This window comes from Streptomyces sp. NPDC049954, from assembly GCF_040656295.1.
GTDB lineage: Bacteria > Actinomycetota > Actinomycetes > Streptomycetales > Streptomycetaceae > Streptomyces.
This window is the reverse complement of record NZ_JBFALS010000017.1, coordinates 1-18,033: the sequence shown is the minus strand read 5'-3', so window position 1 is coordinate 18,033 and position 18,033 is coordinate 1. Positions and strand designations below refer to the sequence as shown.

Sequence of the window (18,033 nt, the reverse complement as noted above, 5' to 3'; positions counted from 1 at the left end):
ACAGGGACGGGGCGGGCGCGGGGGACGGCCTCGGGAGCCGCGCGGCCGGGTACGACAGTGGCCCCCGGGAGTTCCGGGGGCCACGTGCGCGGTGCTGTGCCGCGTGGGCCCACCCCGCCAGGGGGGACCGCGAAAGTCCGGCTCAGACGGTCTTGACGACGTCGTCGTACGTCAGGCGCGGCAGGCGCGGGAACGGCGCGGCGTCCTCGGCGGGCTTGCCGATGTTGATGATCATCAGGGGGGAGTGGTCCTCGTCGAGGAACTCCTTCTGGACGCCCGGGAAGTCGAAGCCCGTCATCGGGCCGGCGGCGAGACCGGCGGCGCGCACGCCGATGATGAAGTAGCCGGCCTGGAGGGTCGCGTTGATCGGGGCGACCTGCTCGCGCACGGGGCGCTCGGAGAAGAACATGTCCGCGATGCCCGGGGCGTGCGGGACCAGGCGGGGCAGCTCGGCGTGGAACTCGTTGTCCGTCGACAGGATCGCGACGAGCGGGGCCGACGCGGTCTTCGGCTGGTTGCCCTCGGCCATCAGCGGGACGAGCCGCGCGCGGGCCTCGGCCGAGCGGACCAGGGTGATGCGCAGCGGCGACTGGTTGAACGCGGTCGGGCCGAACTTGACCAGGTCGTATATCGCCTGGATCTGCTCGTCGCTCACCGGCTCGTCGGTGAAGGAGTTGGCCGTCCGGGCCTCGCGGAACAGCAGGTCCTGGGCGGCGGGGTCAAGAACGAGAGACATGTGCAGTCGTACCCTTTTTCGTGCGGGGGTGGATCGGGGTCCGCGGGTCTTCCGATCCGCCGACCAGACCGACGGTACGACGGTTACGTTTAAAGTTCAACAAAGGTCGGGTGTGGAGAGATCCACATCCGGAGCCGCTGGCCCGGACCCCGCAGGCCCGCCTCGCCCGGTCGCGCGCGGGCCGCCGGAGCCCGCTGGGTTGCGCCCGGGCCGTCCTCTTCCGCCCCCGTCCCCCGTCCCCCGTGCCCACGGTGCCTCAGCCCTCCTCGTCCTCCTGCGCCGCGTCGTCCCGCGTGCCGGTCCCGGCGGACCGCTCGTCCTCCGGGGCGGCCAGGGCGGCGTCCAGGCGGGCGCGGGCGCCTTCCAGCCAGGTGCGGCACACCCGGGCCAGCTCCTCGCCGCGCTCCCACAGCGCGAGGGACTCCTCCAGCGTCGCGCCGCCGGCCTCCAGACGGCGGACCACCGCCACCAGCTCGTCCCTGGCCTCCTCGTAGCCCAGGGCGGCCTGCCCCTTCGGGCCGGTGTCCTCACTCATGCCGTTTCTCTCCTCGTCCTTCGTCGTACCGACCGTGTGCGCGCCGCCGGTGCCCGTGCCGGCCCTCGCCATCCGCTCCCCGCCTGTTTTCGTTCAGGTCCTCGCCGGGCGGCTCACCCCTCCGGTGCGTCCGGTACGTGCCGGACGGTGAACTCGCCCTCGGACACCCGGGCGCGCAGCTCCTCGCCGTCGGGCACCTCGCCCGGCGAGCGGACCACCGCCCCGTCCGGGCGCTGGAGCACCGCGTACCCCCGGCGCAGGGTCGCGGCGGGGGAGAGGGCGACGACCCGGGCCAGGGTGTGCGTCAGCTCCGACTCCGCGCGGTCCAGCAGGTGGCCCACGGTGCGCCGGGCACGGCCGATCTCCGCCTCGATCTCCTGGTCCCGGCCGGCGATCATGGTGTGCGGGTCCCGGAACGCGGCGTGCGTGAGCGCCCCGCGCAGCCCGTGCTCCTCACGCTCCAGCAGCGCCGTGACCGTACGCCTGGCCCGGTCCCGCAGCTGCCGTACGCGCTCCAGCTCCTCGCCCACGTCCGGGACGACCCGCTTGGCCGCGTCGGTCGGTGTGGAGGCCCGGACGTCGGCGACCAAATCGAGCAGCGGGGAGTCCGGCTCGTGGCCGATCGCCGAGACCACCGGCGTACGGCAGTCCGCCACCGCCCGCACCAGCTCCGCGTCCGAGAAGGGCAGCAGGTCCTCGACGCTGCCGCCGCCGCGCGCCACGACGATGACGTCGACCTCCCGGTGGGCGTCCAGATCGCGTACCGCGCCCACGACCTGCGGGACGGCGTGCACGCCCTGCACCGCGACGTTGCGGACCTCGAAGCGCACGGCGGGCCAGCGGCGCCGCGCGTTCTCCAGCACGTCCCGCTCGGCCGCCGAGGCCCGCCCCGTGACGAGCCCCACGAGCTGCGGCAGGAAGGGCAGCGGCCGCTTGCGGTCGAGCGCGAACAGGCCCTCCGCGGCCAGCTCCTTCTTCAGCCGCTCCAGCCGCACCAGCAGCTCCCCGATGCCCACCGGCCGTATCTCCACGGCCCGCAGCGAGAGCTGACCGCGCGGGCGGTACCACTCCGGTTTCGCGCGGACCACGATCCTCGCGCCCTCGGACACGACGTCGGCCACCGCGTCGAACACCTGCCGGTAGCAGGTCACGCCCAACGAGATGTCCTGCGCGGGATCGCGCAGCGTCAGGAAGACGACGCCCGCGCCGGGGCGCCGCGAGAGCTGGGTGATCTGCCCCTCGACCCAGATGTCACCGAGCCTCCCGATCCAGTCGCCGATCAGCCGGGAGACCTGACCGACCGGGGCCGGGGTCTCGGCGGACGTGTGGAGAGCCATGCGAGTGAGCGTAACGGGGCGCACCGACAAACCGGACCGGCGGCCGGGGAGCCGCGCGCCCTGCTGTGAACCCGTGCCGTCCGCCGTCCGCCGTCCGCCGTCCGTCTTCAGCCCTCCGCCCTCAGCCCGCGTCCGCCCCGCCGTCCGTGCCGCTCAGCGCCGAGGTGCCCCGGCCCCGCTGGAAGAAGAGGACCAGCAGCCCCACCGCCAGCCAGCAGGCGCCCACGATCTGGGCCGTGCCCGTGGCCGACACGATCACCGCGATCGTGATGGCCGCCCCCAGCAGCGGCAGCAGCCCGTGCCGCCACCAGCTCGGCCGTCCCGAGCGGCGCCGCACCGCGAACCAGCCGACGACGCTCGCGTGCAGCAGGACGAAGGCGGTGAGCGCCCCGATGTTCACGACCGACACCAGGTGGTCCATGCCGTCCGCGCGGTCCGCCGCCCACAGCGCCGCCGCGCAGGTCACGACCGCCGAGAGCAGCAGCGCGGGCCTCGGCACCCCGCTGAACGTCCGGGACAGGACCTTCGGCAGCCGCCGGTCCCGGGCCATCGCGAACACCAGGCGCCCGGCCGCGGCCTGACCGGCGAGCGCAGCGAAGGCCGCGCCGATCGCCTTGCTCGCGGCGACCAGGTCGTGCAGCCAGTCCCCGACCGAGGCGTCGACCGCGTCGTAGAACGCCGAACCCTGCTCCTCGGGGTGCGCGGCCAGCTGCGCCGAGGAGGCCGGCTCCAGGAGCGCGACCAGATACGTCTGGAGCACGAACAGCACCCCGACGAGCGCGAGGCAGAACAGCACCGCGCGCGCCACCCGCTCCGAGGCCCCCGTGGTCTCCTCCGCGAAGGACACGATCGCGTCGAAACCGAGGTAGGAGAGCACCGCGACCGACACCGCGCCCAGCACCGCCGACACCTGGAAGGTCCCGTCCCCGGCCAGCGGCGACCACCAGTCCCGGGTGGCCCCGTCCCGCGCGAGCACCACGATCGCCGTCACCGCGAAGACCAGCAGGACCACGACCTCCATGGCCAGCACCGCGAAACCGACCTGCGCCGCCGTCCGCACCCCCCACAGGTTGAGCGCCGTCGTGATCACCACCGCGAGCGCCGTCCACACCCAGCGCGACACGTCGGGCAGCAGCGAGTTCATCGCGATGCCGGAGAAGAGGTACGCGACCGCGGGGATCAGCAGGTAGTCCAGCATCGCCATCCAGCCCGCGATGAACCCCGGCGCCTGACCGAGGCCCGCCCGGGCGTACGCGAACACCGAGCCCGCGTGCGGCACGACCCGCACCATCTGCGCGTAACTGAACGCGGTGAAGCCCATGGCGACCGTGGCCACGAGGTAGACGAGAGCCACCGCGCCGTGCGACTTCGCGTCGAGCGTGCCGAAGATCCCGACCGGGGCCATCGGGGCGATGAACAGCAGCCCGTACACGACGAGATCGCGGAAGCCCAGCGTGCGCCGCAGCCGCCCCGCGTCCGGCGCGGCACCGGGGCCCCCGACGGGCGGCGGCGCGGGCGTCGCACCGTCACCGGCCCCGCGACCGCCGCCGGCCCCACCGGAGTGGCCGTCGCCGTGTCCGCCGGGGCGGCCCTTCCCGTACCGGTCCGCGCCGGACCCGTTCCCGCTTCCGGTCATCACGCCTCCGTGGTCCTCGCTCGCGTCCGTCGACACCGCCGCTCGTACCCCGGCGGGGCCGTCCACCACCGCCGCCGTCCCCTCCGCGCGGCCGGCTGCTCCCCAGTCTCCGCGAGGACACGATCTTCGACCTGCCAAGCGCGGCCTTACGATGGGCTGCATGACTGCTACGTCCAGCCCGACGCCCGACCGGTCCCCCGCCGGGGACACCACGGGTCGCGCGGCCAAGCGCGTCCTGCTCGCCGCGCCCCGCGGTTACTGCGCGGGTGTGGACCGCGCCGTGATCGCCGTGGAGAAGGCCCTGGAGCAGTACGGGTCTCCCGTCTACGTCCGGCACGAGATCGTCCACAACAAGTACGTCGTCCAGACGCTGGAGCGGAAGGGGGCGATCTTCGTCGACCGGACCGACGAGGTCCCCGAGGGCTCCATCGTCATGTTCTCCGCCCACGGCGTCGCGCCCACCGTCCACGAGGAGGCGGCGCAGCGCCGGCTCGCGACGATCGACGCGACCTGCCCCCTGGTCACCAAGGTGCACCGCGAGGCCGTCCGCTACGCCAGTGAGGACTACGACATCCTCCTCATCGGCCACGACGGCCACGAGGAGGTCATCGGCACCTCCGGAGAGGCCCCCGACCACATCACGCTGGTCGACGGCCCCGAGGACGTCGAGAACGTCACGGTGCGCGACGAGTCCAAGGTCGTGTGGCTGTCCCAGACCACCCTCTCCGTCGACGAGACGATGGAGACCGTCGACAAGCTCAAGGACAAGTTCCCGCAGCTCCTCTCGCCGCCCAGCGACGACATCTGCTACGCCACCCAGAACCGGCAGATCGCCGTCAAGCAGATGGGCGCCGAGGCCGACCTCGTCATCGTCGTCGGCTCCAGGAACTCCTCCAACTCGGTCCGCCTGGTCGAGGTCGCCAAGGGCGCCGGGGCGGGCGACGCCCACCTCGTCGACTTCGCCGAGGAGATCGACGACAGCTGGTTCGAGGGCGTCAGCACGATCGGCGTGACCTCCGGGGCCTCGGTGCCCGAGGTGCTCGTCGAAGGCGTACTCGAACACGTCGCCCGGCTCGGTTTCGAGGACGTCGAGATCGTCAAGGCCGCCGAGGAGTCCATCACCTTCTCGCTGCCCAAGGAACTGCGCCGCGACCTGCGCGCCGAGGCGGCGGCGCTCGCCGCGCAGGCCCCGGCCACGGGGAGCTGACCCGGGGACCGTCTCCACGCCAGTGTCACGCGCCGCACGCCGCCGGTTCCCCGGTGACGCGCGGCGCGGGCGTGTTCCGGGGCGTGTTCCTGGGCGTGCGGCGCGGGCGTGTTCCTGGCCGCGGGGGCGTGCGAGCCCCGGCGGACGGGGCGTTCCGGAAGTGACGGCCCGCCATGCGTCGTACCGTGAGTCCATGCAGATCTTCGGCGTGGACATCGGCGGCTCCGGAATCAAGGGCGCGCCCGTGGACCTGGACCGCGGCGACCTGGCGCAGGACCGGCACAAAGTGCTCACCCCGCACCCGGCGACCCCGGACACGGTCGCGGACAAGGTCAAAGAGGTCATCGACCACTTCGAGTGGAGCGGACCGGTCGGCGTCACCTTCCCCGGGGTGATCACCGACGGGACGGTGCGTACGGCGGCCAACGTCGACAAGAGCTGGGTCGGCATCCACATCGAGGACCTCCTGCGCGAGCGCCTGGGCGAGGACTGCCCGGTCACCGCGCTCAACGACGCGGACGCGGCGGGCGTCGCCGAGATGAGCTTCGGCGCGGGCAGGGGCCGCACCGGCACCGTCATCCTGCTGACCTTCGGCACCGGCGTCGGCAGCGGCCTGTTCACCGACGGCCGGCTCGTCGCCAACACCGAACTGGGCCACCTGGAACTGAACGGGCACGACGCGGAGAAGCGCGCCTCCTCCAAGGCCAAGGAGGACCACGACCTGAGCTGGTCGCACTGGGCGCGCCGCGTGCAGAAGTACCTGGCCCACGTCGAGATGCTGTTCTCGCCCGAGCTGTTCGTCATCGGCGGCGGCGTCAGCCGCAAGTCCGACAAGTTCCTGCCGCTGATCGAGGGCATCCGGGCCGAGATCGTCCCCGCCCAGCTCCAGAACAACGCCGGAATCGTCGGCGCCGCGATGCGCGCGGGGGAGCGGCACGGGGCGCCCTGACGCGGACGCGGCACAGCCGGCCGTGGTGCTTCCCGCGCCGGGCGTGGCCGGAGCGGCCGGCGGCCCTCGCCTCAGCCCCTGCCGCGCCCGCCCCGGGCGGAACGTACGGGAGGGGCGGCGGGGGAAGCCGCCGGCCGCCTGCCCACCGGCCGCGAGGCCGCCGCCCGCCCGGTACGCCGCCGCATGAGCCGCACCTTGCGCACCGTGACGATCAGCCCCGCGACGAGCGTCCCGCCGTACAGCCACCCGGCGTGCAGGGCGAGAGCGGTCAGCAGCCCCATGAGATGACCGCCGATCCCGCCGGTGCCGCCCGACAGCGGCACCATGCCGAGCGCGAAGGCGATGGGCATCGCGACGGGCGGGGTGACGAGGTCGGCGGGCCGCACCCACACCCCGGCCAGGCCGCTCACCACCACGAACAGCAGGCCGTAACACAGGGGCGAGCCGTCGAACAGCAGCCAGGACACCCCCGCGACGAGGAACATCGCCACGATCGCGAAGAGCCCGGCCCCCAGCCCCGTCAGCCGCGGCCCCGGCACCCGGCCCGGCCGTACGCGGGAGCGAGCGGAACGGGACGGACCGCCCGCGGGCCCCTGGGGACGCGGAGCCCGCCCCGATCGTTCACGCGCACCGCGCGCACCACGCGCCGCCTCGGACGAGCGACCGCCCTGCGGGGGCAGCGGCGCCGAGGGGGACGAGGACAGGGGGGACCGGGGGGATCGGGGGCGCGGCTCGGGACGCGTACTGGGTTGCTCCACCGCACCAACGTAGGCGCCGGGCCCGTACGATCCCTGGCCGGGACACGCACTTTGCCCGAGGTGTGCCCGAGGTGTGGTAGTGGCGGCTACGCCACAACGGCCGTGAACCCCGTCGTCCCACGTCGGCCGACAGTGCGGGCAGACCATGCAGACCGCACCGGCAGACCATGCCGACCGACCGTGCCGGAGCGGCCGTGACCCCGTCTTCACCCGTCGGCCGACCGCGCCGCCCGGCCCCGGCCCCCGCTCGGGTGGCTACCACCCCGCCCGCTCCCTGTACCGTGATACGCGCACCGGCACGGAGATGAGGGCGCACTTGGGCCACCGGGGAGTGGACGAGCCGGAGAGCCCCGGAGTCACGGCCGTACCCAGCCTTTGCCCACCCTTTGGATTCGCGAGCGGACGTTTGTGTCATGAGTACAAGTATCGGAATTGTCGGTCTGCCCAATGTCGGTAAGTCGACCCTGTTCAACGCCCTGACGAAGAACGACGTGCTGGCGGCCAACTACCCGTTCGCCACCATCGAGCCGAACGTCGGCGTGGTGGGCGTACCGGACCCGCGTCTGGCGAAGCTCGCGGAGGTCTTCGGCTCGGCGAAGATCCTCCCGGCGACGGTCGACTTCGTGGACATCGCGGGCATCGTCCGGGGCGCGAGCGAGGGCGAGGGCCTGGGCAACAAGTTCCTGGCCAACATTCGCGAGACCGACGCGATCTGCCAGGTCATCCGCGCCTTCAAGGACGACAACGTCGTGCACGTCGACGGCAAGGTCTCCCCGAAGTCCGACATCGAGACGATCAACACCGAGCTGATCCTCGCCGACCTCCAGACCATCGAGAAGGTCCTGCCGCGCCTGACGAAGGAGGCGCGCATCAAGAAGGACGTGCAGCCCAAGGTCGCGCTGCTCGAAGAGGCCAAGGCCATCCTGGACGCGGGCGACACCCTGTTCGCGAAGGGCTTCGCCCAGGGCACCGAGAAGGCCGCCCCGCTGCACGACCTCCACCTGCTCACGACGAAGCCCTTCCTCTACGTCTTCAACGTGGACGAGGACGAGCTGACCGACGACACCTTCAAGGCCGAGCAGCGCGCCCTGGTCGCCCCCGCCGAGGCGATCTTCCTGAACGCGAAGCTGGAGGCGGACCTCGCCGAACTGGACGACGACGAGGCCCTCGAACTCCTCCAGTCCGTCGGCCAGGACGAGCCGGGCCTCGCGACCCTCGCCCGCGTCGGCTTCGAGACCCTGGGCCTCCAGACCTACCTGACGGCAGGCCCCAAGGAAACCCGCGCCTGGACCATCAAGAAGGGCGCCACCGCCCCCGAGGCCGCCGGAGTCATCCACACCGACTTCGAACGCGGTTTCATCAAGGCCGAGATCATCTCCTACGAGGACCTCCTCACCACCGGCTCAGTAGCCGACGCCCGCGCCGCCGGCAAGGCCCGCATGGAGGGCAAGGACTACGTGATGCGCGACGGGGACGTGGTGGAGTTCCGGTTCAACGTGTGACGGTGGCGTTTCACCACGTCACTGATCTGGCAAAGATGCAGGTCAGAGAGGGTCCGGCTCTTCGGGGTCGGGCCCTTGGTTTTTGCCCGTGCTGGGATGGTGCCGGGATGGCTGACTCCTCTCACCTGTCGTCATCCCTGGTCATCCGTACCGTGCTGGGATCGTGCTGGAATTCGGGTGGCTGCCCGTGCTGGGATTACCCGGCAGCCCTTGAGGAGGATGTGGTCTGGCTCCGGAAACGACGCAACTCCTTCGCGCACCGGTTGATCGATGACGTTGACCTCCAGTTACGAGGGCACGTTCCGGACTGGGACTTCGATGGCGGGGCAGCGGGCGAAGCCCTGCCAGGGGTCGGGCAGATCGCGTCGCTGCTGGAGGAGGGCTGGGAACAGCAACTGCTAAGTGCTGGGAGGTGACCTGTCCTCTGCCCTAGTACTCCAGCAGCGGTTCGTGTCCTGAGCTGGCTTTTGTCGTTCTCCTGGCATGAGGGAGATGGGTGAAGTGGCAGGCTGGTCTGCGGAGTTGGAGGCTGTGTTCGCTCGGGTCGCGAGCCGGTTTGCTCGGGCGGATCTGCGGTGGCGGATGCGGGATTATGTTCGGGGTCTGCTGGCTCGTGTGGCGCGTAAGAACGGCTGGCAGCTCGCCGAGTGGGCGGGCCACCGCAGTCCTGACGGGTTCCAGCGGCTGCTGAACTCCAGCGTCTGGGACGCGGACGCGGTGCGGGACGGTGTCCGCGAGTATGTGGCCGAGGTGCTCGGCGATGACGGTGTCCTGATCATCGATGACACCGGTTTCATCAAGAAGGGGGATCACCTCGGCGGGCGTGGGCAGGCAGTACACCGGCACCTCGGGCAAGATCGACAACTGTCAGATCGGGGTCTTCGCCGCCTACGCCACGTCTCGCGGACGCGCCCTGGTCGACCGGGAGCTGTATCTCCCGAAAGCGTGGACAGGGGATCGGGAATGCTGCCGGGCGGCGAAGATTCCCGAGGAACGGGAGTGCGCGACCAAGGGGGAACTCGCCAGGGCCATGGTTACCCGGTCACTGGCCGCCGGCCTGCCCGCGCGGTGGGTGACGGCGGAGCAGGCCTATGGGCAGGACGGGAAATTCCGGCGCCTGCTGGAGGAACTCGATGTCGGCTACGTCGTCGCTGTTCCGAAGTCCCAGCAGGTCAAGAGCCTCGCCGGGTTCTGGCGGATCGACGAGCTCATTGCCCAGGCACCCCAGGATGCCTGGCAGCGACTGTCCTGCGGCAACGGGGCCAAAGGCCAAGGCCGTGAAGTTACGGCTTTGGGCCTGGTGGCGAGGCGTATGGATCTGGCCGAGTGCGGGACGTAGGAAGCGGAGCCCCGGTAGAACTGGCAGTCGACCAAGACAGCCGTTCACAGCACCGGAGGCTCCGCTGTCGGACCAGTGTGTCATCACACGTGAAATCACGGTAGCCGGAGGGCTGTTCGCACCCGGACACCTGGGGGAACTCACCCGCATCGTTCCCTTCGAGATGGTCGATGCCGTCCTCGCCGAGACCGACGCGGGCCAGCGCCGGTTACGGAAACTGCCCGCCCGTGTGGTGGTCTACCTCCTGCTGGCAGCCACCTTGTCCGAGGAATGTGGCTATCTCGCCGTCTGGCGCAAGCTCACCGGCGCGCTTGACTCGATACCGATACCGACGATCACCGCAACCGCGTTGTGGAACGCGCGGACCCGGCTCGGGGTGCGCCCGATGAAGGCCCTGTTCGATGTGCTGCGCGCACCCGCCTCGGCGATCCGCACCGGCGGCGCACGCTGGAAGGGAATGCTGGCGGTCGCCATCGACGGTACCTACCTCGACGTCCCTGACAGCCCGCTGCACCTCGCCCGCCTGGGCAAGGGCTCCAACCAGTACGCCACCTCCGGATACCCGCAGATCTGCCTGACCACCCTGGCCGCCTGTGGCACCCGTGCGGTCATCGACGCGGCCTTCGGCCCCCGCACCAGCGGTGAAACCGTCTATGGACGGCGCCTCACGCGATCCCTGCACCACGGCATGATCGTGCTCCTGGACCGTGGCTTCGCCACCAACACCTTCCTCACCGCCGTCGCCGACACTGACGCCGCTTTCCTGGCCCGCCTGTCCGCCAACCGCAAGCCTCCCGTACTGGGCCGGTACGACGACGGCTCCTTCCTCTCCCGCTTCGGAGCCATCGAGGTCCGCATCATCGAATGCGAGATCACCGTCACCACCACGACCGGACGGCACACCGGCCTCTACCGGCTGGCCACCAACCTCCTGGACACACGCCGCTACCCGGCATTCGACCTGGTCAGGCTCTATCACGAACGGTGGGAAGTGGAATCCGCCTACTTCGAAATCAAGAAGTCGATGCTGGGCCGGCGAGTCCTGCGCTCCAAGACCTGGGCCGGGATCGCTCAGGAGATCTACGCCCTGCTGAGCACCTACCAGGCCCTGCGGATCGCCATGACCGACGCCACCGACACCGACCCGGACACCGACCTGGACACCGACCCGGACCGAGCCAGCTTCAGCATCGCCCTCCAGACCGCCCGCGACCAGCTCGTCCAGGCCGCGGGCGTCATAGCCGACACGGTGATCGACCTCGTCGGGACGATCGGCCGGGCGGTCCTGGCCCAGCCCATGCCCACCCGACGCCTCCGCATCAGCCCCCGCACGGTGAAAAGACCCCTGTCCCGATACGCGTACAAGAGCCTCAAAGTCGACCGACGCACCTACAGAGCCACCCACAGCATCGACATCTTGCAACCACCGATCAGCCCCTAACTTCACGGCCTTGGGCTTTTGGCACCCTTGATGGTGAACGCCACACCGGCCAGCCGCATGTCGTCCCGCACGGGGACGATCGCGTGGGGGATCACCTGGCGAGTGAGCCCTCTGCTGCGGAGCACGTCGTTGACCGCAGCTGTGGTGACACGGGCGTACCGGTCGCACATCTCACCGGTGGTGAGCCCGGACCCGGCGACGGACATGTCCCTGGGGGAGGTGACGGGCGATGAGGTGACGGGAGGCGGCACAGCGTCAGTACCTGGCCTGTCCATGTGGTGTGACTCGCTTTCTGCAGAGCTCTGCGGTGCGCGCCTGCCCCTGCCGGCGGCGACGTGGGTGAGGTGACGGCGTGGTGCCGATCTCCAGACCGTATGCAAGGGGAAGTGGTGCGGACCCGGCCCCGTACGCCGATGGTTTGCACGATCTGCCGGTCCGGCCGGCGAACCCCCAGCCGGGACAGCAAGGCCCTCCGCCACCGCCGGACGGCGGAACACCTCGACGGGAGAGAGGTGAGGTCATGCCGTGAGCAGGTGCTCGCTCAGCTCCCACAGGCGCCGAGCGGACCGTGAGTCGAGGGAGTGGGGCACGACGTTCTGCGAATGGATCAGGTCGGCCCCCTGGGCGTCGGGGTCGGCGGCGTCGTCCAGCGGCGAGATGTCGTTGTCCCTGAGGTAGACGCCGCCGATGTCGACGAGCAGGGGACTGGTGGCTCCGAAGACGAGGGTGGCGGCTCCCTGCTGCGGCGTCTTCTTCCCGCTCTCGGGGTCGATGACCGGCCGGCCCGATTCGTCGACCAGGCCCACGGCTCGGTGCATGGCCTGCACCTGGTCGGCGGGCATCGAGTTGCCCAGGTTCGTACCGACGACGATGCCCGGGTGCGCGGCGTAGCCATGGATTCCGTCCTCGGGCCACCGCCGGTCCAGCTCGACGGCGAACAGGACATTGGCGGTCTTGGACTGCGCGGAGGCGAGGTGGCCGTCATAGCCGGTGGCGAAGTGCGGGTCCTCCCAGCGGATGTCACAGATACGTGTGGCGCCCGAGGTGGTGTTGACCACGCGGGCGCCGTGGGCCGCGCGCAGCGCGGGCAGCAGTCCCAGCGTCAGCTGGAAGTGGCCGAGGTGGTTGGTCGCGAACTGCGCCTCGTAGCCGCGCGCGTCCAGAGTCCGCTCGGCGGGGGACATGATCCCGGCGTTGTTGACGAGGATGTGGAGTGGACGGCCGGAGTCCAGGGAGCGGGTGGCGAAGGCGTCGATCGAGGCCGGGTCCAGCAGGTCGAGCCGGGAGATCTCGGCACGCTCGGTGCCGGCGAGGGCCGATGTCGCGCGCTCCGGGTGGCGCGAGCCGACGACGACCGAGGCGCCCGCCTCGGCCAGTGCACGGGTGACCTGCAGTCCGAGCCCGACGTGGCCGCCGGTGACGATGACGTTCCTGCCGGACAGGTCGATCAGGGCTTGATCAAGTTCCGTTGAGGTCGGGCTTGTGGGTGATGCCCAGGATGGGGAGTGCTCGTTCGGGTTGGTCTCGGATGGCGCGGGTGGTCTTGGCGATGTTGGTCGCTCCAAGGGTTTTGAGGGCGCCTATCGCGAGGTTGCGGAGGGTGGTCATGGCGCGGGGTGCGTTGCCGGTGTGGACGGTGGAGGCGTCTTCGGTGAAAGTGCGGTCGCGGATGTGGTGCTGAGGGTCACCGCGTTCCAGTCGAGGTTTTCCAACTGGGTCCAGGTGGTGGGCTGGTTGGGCTTGATCACGGCCACGTAGTGCGCGTTCTTCGTCTCCACCAGCCAGGCGACGTTGGCCTTCACGGAGTGCGGTGCGTCGAAGGTGATCACGTCACCTTCCAGGTCGAGGGGGTCGAGCAGGGGCTGGAAGTGCCGGGTCTCGTTGGTCTTGGACCCGATCTCGGCCTGGGCCAGGGTGACGGGGCGGTCGTGGGTGACGGCGGACAGCAGGTGTCGGCGGGGCTGGTCCAGGCGGGCGGAGCCGCGCAGTGCCTTGCCGTCCACGGCGATCGCCCGCCGCCCGCTCCGGCCTGCCGCGGTGGCGGCGGTATGGCGTGGGGTCAGCCAGGCGCCCACGGCCGCGTCGAGTGCGTCGGCGTCGAGGTGCTTGAGGACCCTTCCGATCGCGGACCTGGACGGCGCGTGCCGCCATCGCAGGAGATGACGGCGCACTCCGAGTACGGCGAGGAGTCCGGCGTCGGCGCGGGCACCCCACTCGGCGAGTTCCTCGATGGTCCGGCCTCCCGAGACCGCGGCTGCCGCACAGACCAGCAGGATCCAGGCCAACGAGTACCAGCGCCCCCGCTTCGAGCGCGGATCGGGAACGGCCTCCAGGAAGACGCGCAGGTCAGCCATATCGTTCGGGTCGAGGGGACCCAGCTTGGCCAACACGGCAGGGATCGGGGAAGCTGAGACAGCGGACACGGGAACCTTCTTGATCACTCGGCGTATACACCTGAATGATCACGGATCCCGTGTCCGCTCTGTCATCCACCCCAGCCTGCGACATCCTCACGCCACTTGGACCATCCCGGGAACTCGCACAAGCCCTGTGAAGGCGTCGCGTCTGATGCCCTCCGACGGGTGAGCTTCTGAATGAGCGATGCGTGAGTCGTTCTCCGTAATTGGCCACTCAATGTTGACGGAATCGACCGTGATTCGGCATGGCGCCTCTGAGAGGGCAGCTTGGTGAACTCACATGGGCAGCGCGCGTATGTCACCTCGGGCGTCAGTCGTGTACACGACACCGTTTTTGATCGCAGGGAATCCTTGACGATCCGGACTCGCAAGGAGGTCGTGCGCTCGGACCTTTCGACCTGTCGGCAGATTCCATCTAATAAGTTTCGCGGTGCGGTCGGCGGTGAAGAGAGAGTCACCGGAAATAGAGGGTCGAGTGAGAAGGTGACCGTAGGTCTTCTTCTCTTTATCCCATCGAACTTTTCCAGTCTTAGCGTCGAGAGTCACAAGCCGGTTGTCTTTGTCACCGAAGACCAATATCTCGTCCGTTGCAGCCAGAGCTGCGGCGAGGTGCGCCTTTGTGTCGAATGACCAGAGAAGTTGTCCGTTCTCAGGGCTCACCGCCACGATTCGCTGTTTTGAGGAAGGCGCTTCCGGCTGCAAGGCCATGTAGATGGCATGGTCCGTCACGGCCCAATCCGGAGATAGCGGGGCTTCGGCCTTGTAGTGCCAGGCCACCCTTCCTTCGGAGATAGCCACGATGTGATCTGCACTGTTGGTTGGTGTGTCCTTGAGGATCTGGGATTCTGAAGCTGTGAATAGCGTATATCCGGCGGATGTTTGGGGCGCAGACGTGAGAGTGAGTCCGTTTGCGGGAAGCGACCAAAGGGGGCTCAGCGTCGAGGGGGTGAAAGCGTGCAGGGTGCCATTCTGGGCGGTTGCGTAAAGTACACCCTTTGAAATTCCCAGAGAATCGTCACGGATTGCCACAGGATGCGATGCTCGGCGCTTCCCGGTCCGCAGGTCAATCATTTGCAAGTGGCCGCCCTTGCCAGGGAAGTAGGCGGCACCCTCATGCAGGGCGGGGCTGCAGGGGTACCACATCTTGATCAGGGGCGACCGTTGCCGAGATTCAAGGTCGATCGCATGCAGCTTGTATGGCTCATGCACCACAAGCATGCCGTCGGACAGGACGGGCTGCCGAGCAGGGCCAAAGGCTACGCGGGTTTGCCAGGGCTCAGGCGTGGGTCGTGCTGGTGGCCCTGAAGATCTACGATTCCGGCTGCCCGTACGGTCTGCTCGCGAGGACCGAGCCTTCCGTTGCCTCCGCACCTTGGCGAGCGCGATGTCGTACTGCATCTCGCCACCCATACGCGGTGTTTGCGTGACCCCCTCTCGGTGGAGACGCTCGCAGGCAAATCGGTAGAGCTCTTGGAGGGTGACGACACCATCGCCATTGAGGTCGGCAGCGCCGCTGGATATGCCTTCGATGAGCATCCCTGTGAAGAGGGACGGCGCGGGCGTCTCGGCGTCGAGATGTTGCCCTTCCCAGGCTCTCTGCGACCTTGTGCCAGCAGTGATGACGACGCGGCCGTGCCCGGCAAGCGCCTCTTCGAATCTTGCCGTTTCGTCGCCTTTGGCCCCTGGAAGGAAGAGGCCGCTGTAGCAGCAGTCGAGGATCACGACGATGCTCCGAGCTCGGCATTCATCCATAACCTCGTGGATGAATGCCGCTGAGATCGTTGTGTAGGCGGGTCGGGCAGGATCCGTCTGACGGATGGCGAAGTGAAGCTTGTCGCTACGACTCACGATCCCGTGGCCGGAGAGGTACAGGAGACGCACGTCGTCGCCCCAAGCGCTGATGAAAAACTCGCCGATGGCCCGCTCCAACGTGGAGCGATCGGCATCGATGAGTGTCTGCACCTCGAAGGCGCCGATCTTTGGGTCACGTAGCAGGGTGTCTAGGCGAGTGCAGTCCACCTCGGGCGATCGGAGTGCCGACAGTTCCGGGTGATCGTATGTACCTGTCCCGATGAGCAGAGCCCCACGGTTTCCGTTGCCGAACGATTGGGCGGTCATATCGTCAGGACTGGTCGGCAGAGCGCTCTTCGGACTGGCTCTCGGTAGAACCCTCGCGGGGAGCGAGGAACTCGTCGATCAAACGAGTCCGCTCGGCAGCCGTGGCATCACGCAACTCGATCACGCGGCCCTCCATCTCCACCTTGATGCCACGCACAGGCCGGTTCTGCAGCCAGGTGTCGGCGAGTAGGAGAACCTGACGGAGAACAAGAGGTGCGGCCGCGACGACAACCGACCCAGTGGCGATCAGCTCGCTGCTCTTTCCTCCCTCCGAGACATGACCTGTCGAACGCCCGGACCGTACGTCTAGTACGTCCAACTCCTGGAGCGAGCGCCGTAGCTGGCCTCCAAGGCGGAGCAACTCGTCATCGTCTGTGTCAGCAAGCCCCAGAAGGTCCAGTCGTACGGTCTGGTGCATAGTTCCCCCACTGTCTGCGCTCGCTTCGTGGGACAGTTTAGGGAGAGAACCGGTTCGCTGAGGCGAGTGCCAAGTGCTGGGGCGGTCAGACCGTGATCTTCGCGTCCGCATCGCTCATTTTGCTGGGGCTCCGACGGTATGGGCGGCCCCACGAGCACAACTGGCGCAGCAACGGATGCGGGACTGTCTGCCGAGAAGGACTCAACCTCCGGATGGTGATCGATTTCGGGCGCTGTACCCCTGCCTTTGATCTAGCTGTCCCCGCCCAGCACTCTGATGTCATTTCTAACGCGAAAGTGATATCATCGCTGGGTTGTCGACGATCTGCGGAGGGGTGACTGATGGCCAGGACTGTGATCGATCTGGACGACGAGATCGTCGAGCAGGCGATGCGGGTGTACGGGGTGAAGACGAAAGTCGCCGCAGTGCGGGCGGCTATGGAGGAGGGGGTGAAGCTGCGGCTGCGCCGGGAGTTGTTCGACGCCATGGACGAGGGCGAGTTCGAGGACGTGTTCGCGGAAATCCGCTCGCAGACGGGGCCGCGGAATCCGGATGGATCTCTGAAGCGCGAAGGCGGGGCCTCGGCGGCGTGAACGGGCGCTACCTCATCGACAAGTCGGCGCTGGCCCGCCGGGGCAAACCGGCGGTGCGGGCTCGGCTGGATGTGCTGGATCGCGACGGGCTCCTGGCGGTGTGCGCCCCGACTGAGTACGAGGTTCTGTACTCGGCACGCGGAAAGCCCGAGGCGCTGCGGTTGCGCACCCTGCTCCGTGGATTCGACTACCTGCCCTGCAATGACGAGGAGTTCGAGCGGGCACTCGAGATCCAGGCTCTGGCCCTGAACGCCGGCTTTCACCGGGCGCTGTCGCTGGCCGACGTCCTCATCGCAGCAACAGCCGAGCGGCATCGAGCCACGGTTCTGCACTATGACGGCGACTTCGACATGATTGCTTCGGTGAGCGGGCTGCAGGTCGAGTGGGTCGTAGAGCCGGGCACTGCCGACTGAGCTGGAAACGCGCACTGGCGTCCGCAGGTGTTGGATGGCGTTCTCGGCGTCGAATCGTCTTGTACTTTGTCGAGGTTCCCGTGCTGGGATGGTGCTGGGATGCGTCCGCATATCCGCAGGTCAAATGGGACGTGGTGGAGTTCAGGTTCAACGTGTAGTGGGTGACTTATCACCACGTCGCTGATCTAGCAAACACACAGATCGGAGAGGGCCCGGCTCTTCGGGGTCGGGCCCTTGGTTTTTCCCGTGAAGTATCACCTGCCCGGGGCCTGGTCGTGACGGATCGACGACGAGCACCGCCTCGTCCATCTGGTGACGGACAAGGAGATCGTCGTCCTCGCCGCCCGATATCGCTACTGATGGGTGAAGGTGAGGGGGAGGGTGCGGTGTGCTGGGATGTCTCTTCCGTGCGGGGATGACCTGCTTGAAACCTCGGTTTTTGCAACGCCTCGCCCGCTTGGTGGTTCGGGAGGGTGCGGCCGCCGCTGTGGCCGGTCGGTGACTGCATACCGCCTTGGGACGGTCGCCGGGTTCCCCTGGCCTCGTTGTTTCACGGCGGCGGCCAGTTGATCTTGCGTCCGTGGTGTCGCGTTGATCCCTGTCCGGTGACGGTTCCGGTCAGGGGTGCGCGTCG

The 18,033-nt window shown here is 68.8% G+C and carries 18 protein-coding genes and 2 pseudogenes; 10 read left to right on the top strand and 10 right to left on the bottom strand.

All coding sequences use genetic code 11. The annotated features are described in order from the left end of the window. Positions 1-142 precede the first annotated feature (142 nt). From AB0J21_RS29250 to AB0J21_RS29235, 4 genes are all read right to left on the bottom strand, one after another. Entirely contained in the window at positions 143-736 is a 594-nt protein-coding gene (locus AB0J21_RS29250) for a malonic semialdehyde reductase (protein WP_363149160.1), read from the bottom strand. Positions 737-992: 256 nt separating this feature from the next. After that, positions 993-1,271, bottom strand: a complete 279-nt coding sequence (locus tag AB0J21_RS29245) for an exodeoxyribonuclease VII small subunit (RefSeq protein WP_363149159.1) — start codon at positions 1,269-1,271, stop codon at positions 993-995. 113 nt (positions 1,272-1,384) lie between these two features. Then, positions 1,385-2,608 carry an exodeoxyribonuclease VII large subunit gene (gene xseA / locus AB0J21_RS29240; RefSeq protein WP_363149158.1) on the bottom strand — a complete coding sequence of 408 codons (1,224 nt, stop codon included), beginning with the start codon at positions 2,606-2,608 and terminating at the stop codon, positions 1,385-1,387. A gap of 121 nt (positions 2,609-2,729) precedes the next feature. Next, the gene (locus AB0J21_RS29235) at positions 2,730-4,244 is read right to left on the bottom strand and encodes an APC family permease (protein ID WP_363149157.1); all 1,515 of its coding nucleotides are present in this window, start codon (positions 4,242-4,244) and stop codon (positions 2,730-2,732) included. Positions 4,245-4,404: 160 nt separating this feature from the next. Here AB0J21_RS29235 and AB0J21_RS29230 point away from each other — a divergent pair, with 160 nt between their 5' ends. Both AB0J21_RS29230 and ppgK read left to right on the top strand, forming a co-directional pair. Then, entirely contained in the window at positions 4,405-5,451 is a 1,047-nt protein-coding gene (locus AB0J21_RS29230; RefSeq protein WP_363149156.1) for a 4-hydroxy-3-methylbut-2-enyl diphosphate reductase, read from the top strand. A gap of 193 nt (positions 5,452-5,644) precedes the next feature. After that, entirely contained in the window at positions 5,645-6,400 is a 756-nt protein-coding gene (ppgK, locus tag AB0J21_RS29225) for a polyphosphate--glucose phosphotransferase (RefSeq protein ID WP_363149155.1), read from the top strand. A gap of 71 nt (positions 6,401-6,471) precedes the next feature. On the opposite strand, the gene AB0J21_RS29220 is transcribed toward ppgK, so the two are convergent. Further along, positions 6,472-6,939, bottom strand: a complete 468-nt coding sequence (locus tag AB0J21_RS29220; RefSeq protein WP_363149154.1) for a DUF6542 domain-containing protein — start codon at positions 6,937-6,939, stop codon at positions 6,472-6,474. 632 nt (positions 6,940-7,571) lie between these two features. On the opposite strand from AB0J21_RS29220, the gene ychF reads away from it, so the two are divergent. The 5 genes and pseudogenes from ychF to AB0J21_RS29195 all read left to right on the top strand — a co-directional run bounded on the left by ychF (position 7,572) and on the right by AB0J21_RS29195 (position 11,440). Continuing rightward, entirely contained in the window at positions 7,572-8,660 is a 1,089-nt protein-coding gene (ychF, locus tag AB0J21_RS29215) for a redox-regulated ATPase YchF (RefSeq protein WP_363149153.1), read from the top strand. A gap of 107 nt (positions 8,661-8,767) precedes the next feature. After that, the gene (locus tag AB0J21_RS29210) at positions 8,768-9,076 is read left to right on the top strand and encodes a hypothetical protein (RefSeq protein WP_363149152.1); all 309 of its coding nucleotides are present in this window, start codon (positions 8,768-8,770) and stop codon (positions 9,074-9,076) included. 67 nt (positions 9,077-9,143) lie between these two features. Then, positions 9,144-9,425: pseudogene (locus AB0J21_RS29205) on the top strand (transposase); the annotation flags it as partial. 58 nt (positions 9,426-9,483) lie between these two features. Continuing rightward, positions 9,484-9,999, top strand: coding sequence for a transposase (locus AB0J21_RS29200; RefSeq protein WP_363149151.1), 516 nt, complete (start codon positions 9,484-9,486; stop codon positions 9,997-9,999). Between the two features lie 64 nt (positions 10,000-10,063). Continuing rightward, positions 10,064-11,440: an IS4 family transposase gene (locus AB0J21_RS29195; RefSeq protein ID WP_363149272.1), complete on the top strand. Its 1,377-nt coding sequence runs from the start codon at positions 10,064-10,066 to the stop codon at positions 11,438-11,440. A 2-nt stretch (positions 11,441-11,442) separates the two neighbouring features. Here AB0J21_RS29195 and AB0J21_RS29190 read toward each other — a convergent pair whose 3' ends face one another. From AB0J21_RS29190 to AB0J21_RS29170, 5 genes are all read right to left on the bottom strand, one after another. Then, a complete protein-coding gene (locus AB0J21_RS29190) occupies positions 11,443-11,646 on the bottom strand; it encodes a hypothetical protein (RefSeq protein WP_363149150.1) in 204 nt (67 codons plus the stop codon). A gap of 312 nt (positions 11,647-11,958) precedes the next feature. Further along, the gene (locus tag AB0J21_RS29185) at positions 11,959-13,005 is read right to left on the bottom strand and encodes an SDR family NAD(P)-dependent oxidoreductase (protein ID WP_363149149.1); all 1,047 of its coding nucleotides are present in this window, start codon (positions 13,003-13,005) and stop codon (positions 11,959-11,961) included. Positions 13,006-13,044: 39 nt separating this feature from the next. Then, entirely contained in the window at positions 13,045-13,794 is a 750-nt protein-coding gene (locus tag AB0J21_RS29180) for an ISAs1 family transposase (protein ID WP_363149148.1), read from the bottom strand. 339 nt (positions 13,795-14,133) lie between these two features. Next, positions 14,134-15,975 (bottom strand): PQQ-binding-like beta-propeller repeat protein, encoded by a 1,842-nt coding sequence (locus AB0J21_RS29175; RefSeq protein ID WP_363149147.1) that lies wholly within the window; start codon positions 15,973-15,975, stop codon positions 14,134-14,136. Positions 15,976-15,979: 4 nt separating this feature from the next. Next, the gene (locus AB0J21_RS29170) at positions 15,980-16,132 is read right to left on the bottom strand and encodes a hypothetical protein (RefSeq protein ID WP_363149146.1); all 153 of its coding nucleotides are present in this window, start codon (positions 16,130-16,132) and stop codon (positions 15,980-15,982) included. A 602-nt stretch (positions 16,133-16,734) separates the two neighbouring features. On the opposite strand from AB0J21_RS29170, the gene AB0J21_RS29165 reads away from it, so the two are divergent. The 3 genes and pseudogenes from AB0J21_RS29165 to AB0J21_RS29155 all read left to right on the top strand — a co-directional run. Continuing rightward, on the top strand, positions 16,735-16,986 hold the full coding sequence (locus tag AB0J21_RS29165; RefSeq protein WP_363149145.1) for a type II toxin-antitoxin system VapB family antitoxin: 252 nt from the start codon (positions 16,735-16,737) through the stop codon (positions 16,984-16,986). Further along, the gene (locus tag AB0J21_RS29160) at positions 16,983-17,399 is read left to right on the top strand and encodes a PIN domain nuclease (protein WP_363149144.1); all 417 of its coding nucleotides are present in this window, start codon (positions 16,983-16,985) and stop codon (positions 17,397-17,399) included. Before AB0J21_RS29165 ends, AB0J21_RS29160 begins: the two co-directional genes overlap by 4 nt. Positions 17,400-17,642: 243 nt before the next feature. Continuing rightward, positions 17,643-17,759, top strand: a pseudogene (locus tag AB0J21_RS29155) (type II toxin-antitoxin system YoeB family toxin); the annotation flags it as partial. Positions 17,760-18,033: the final 274 nt, after the last annotated feature.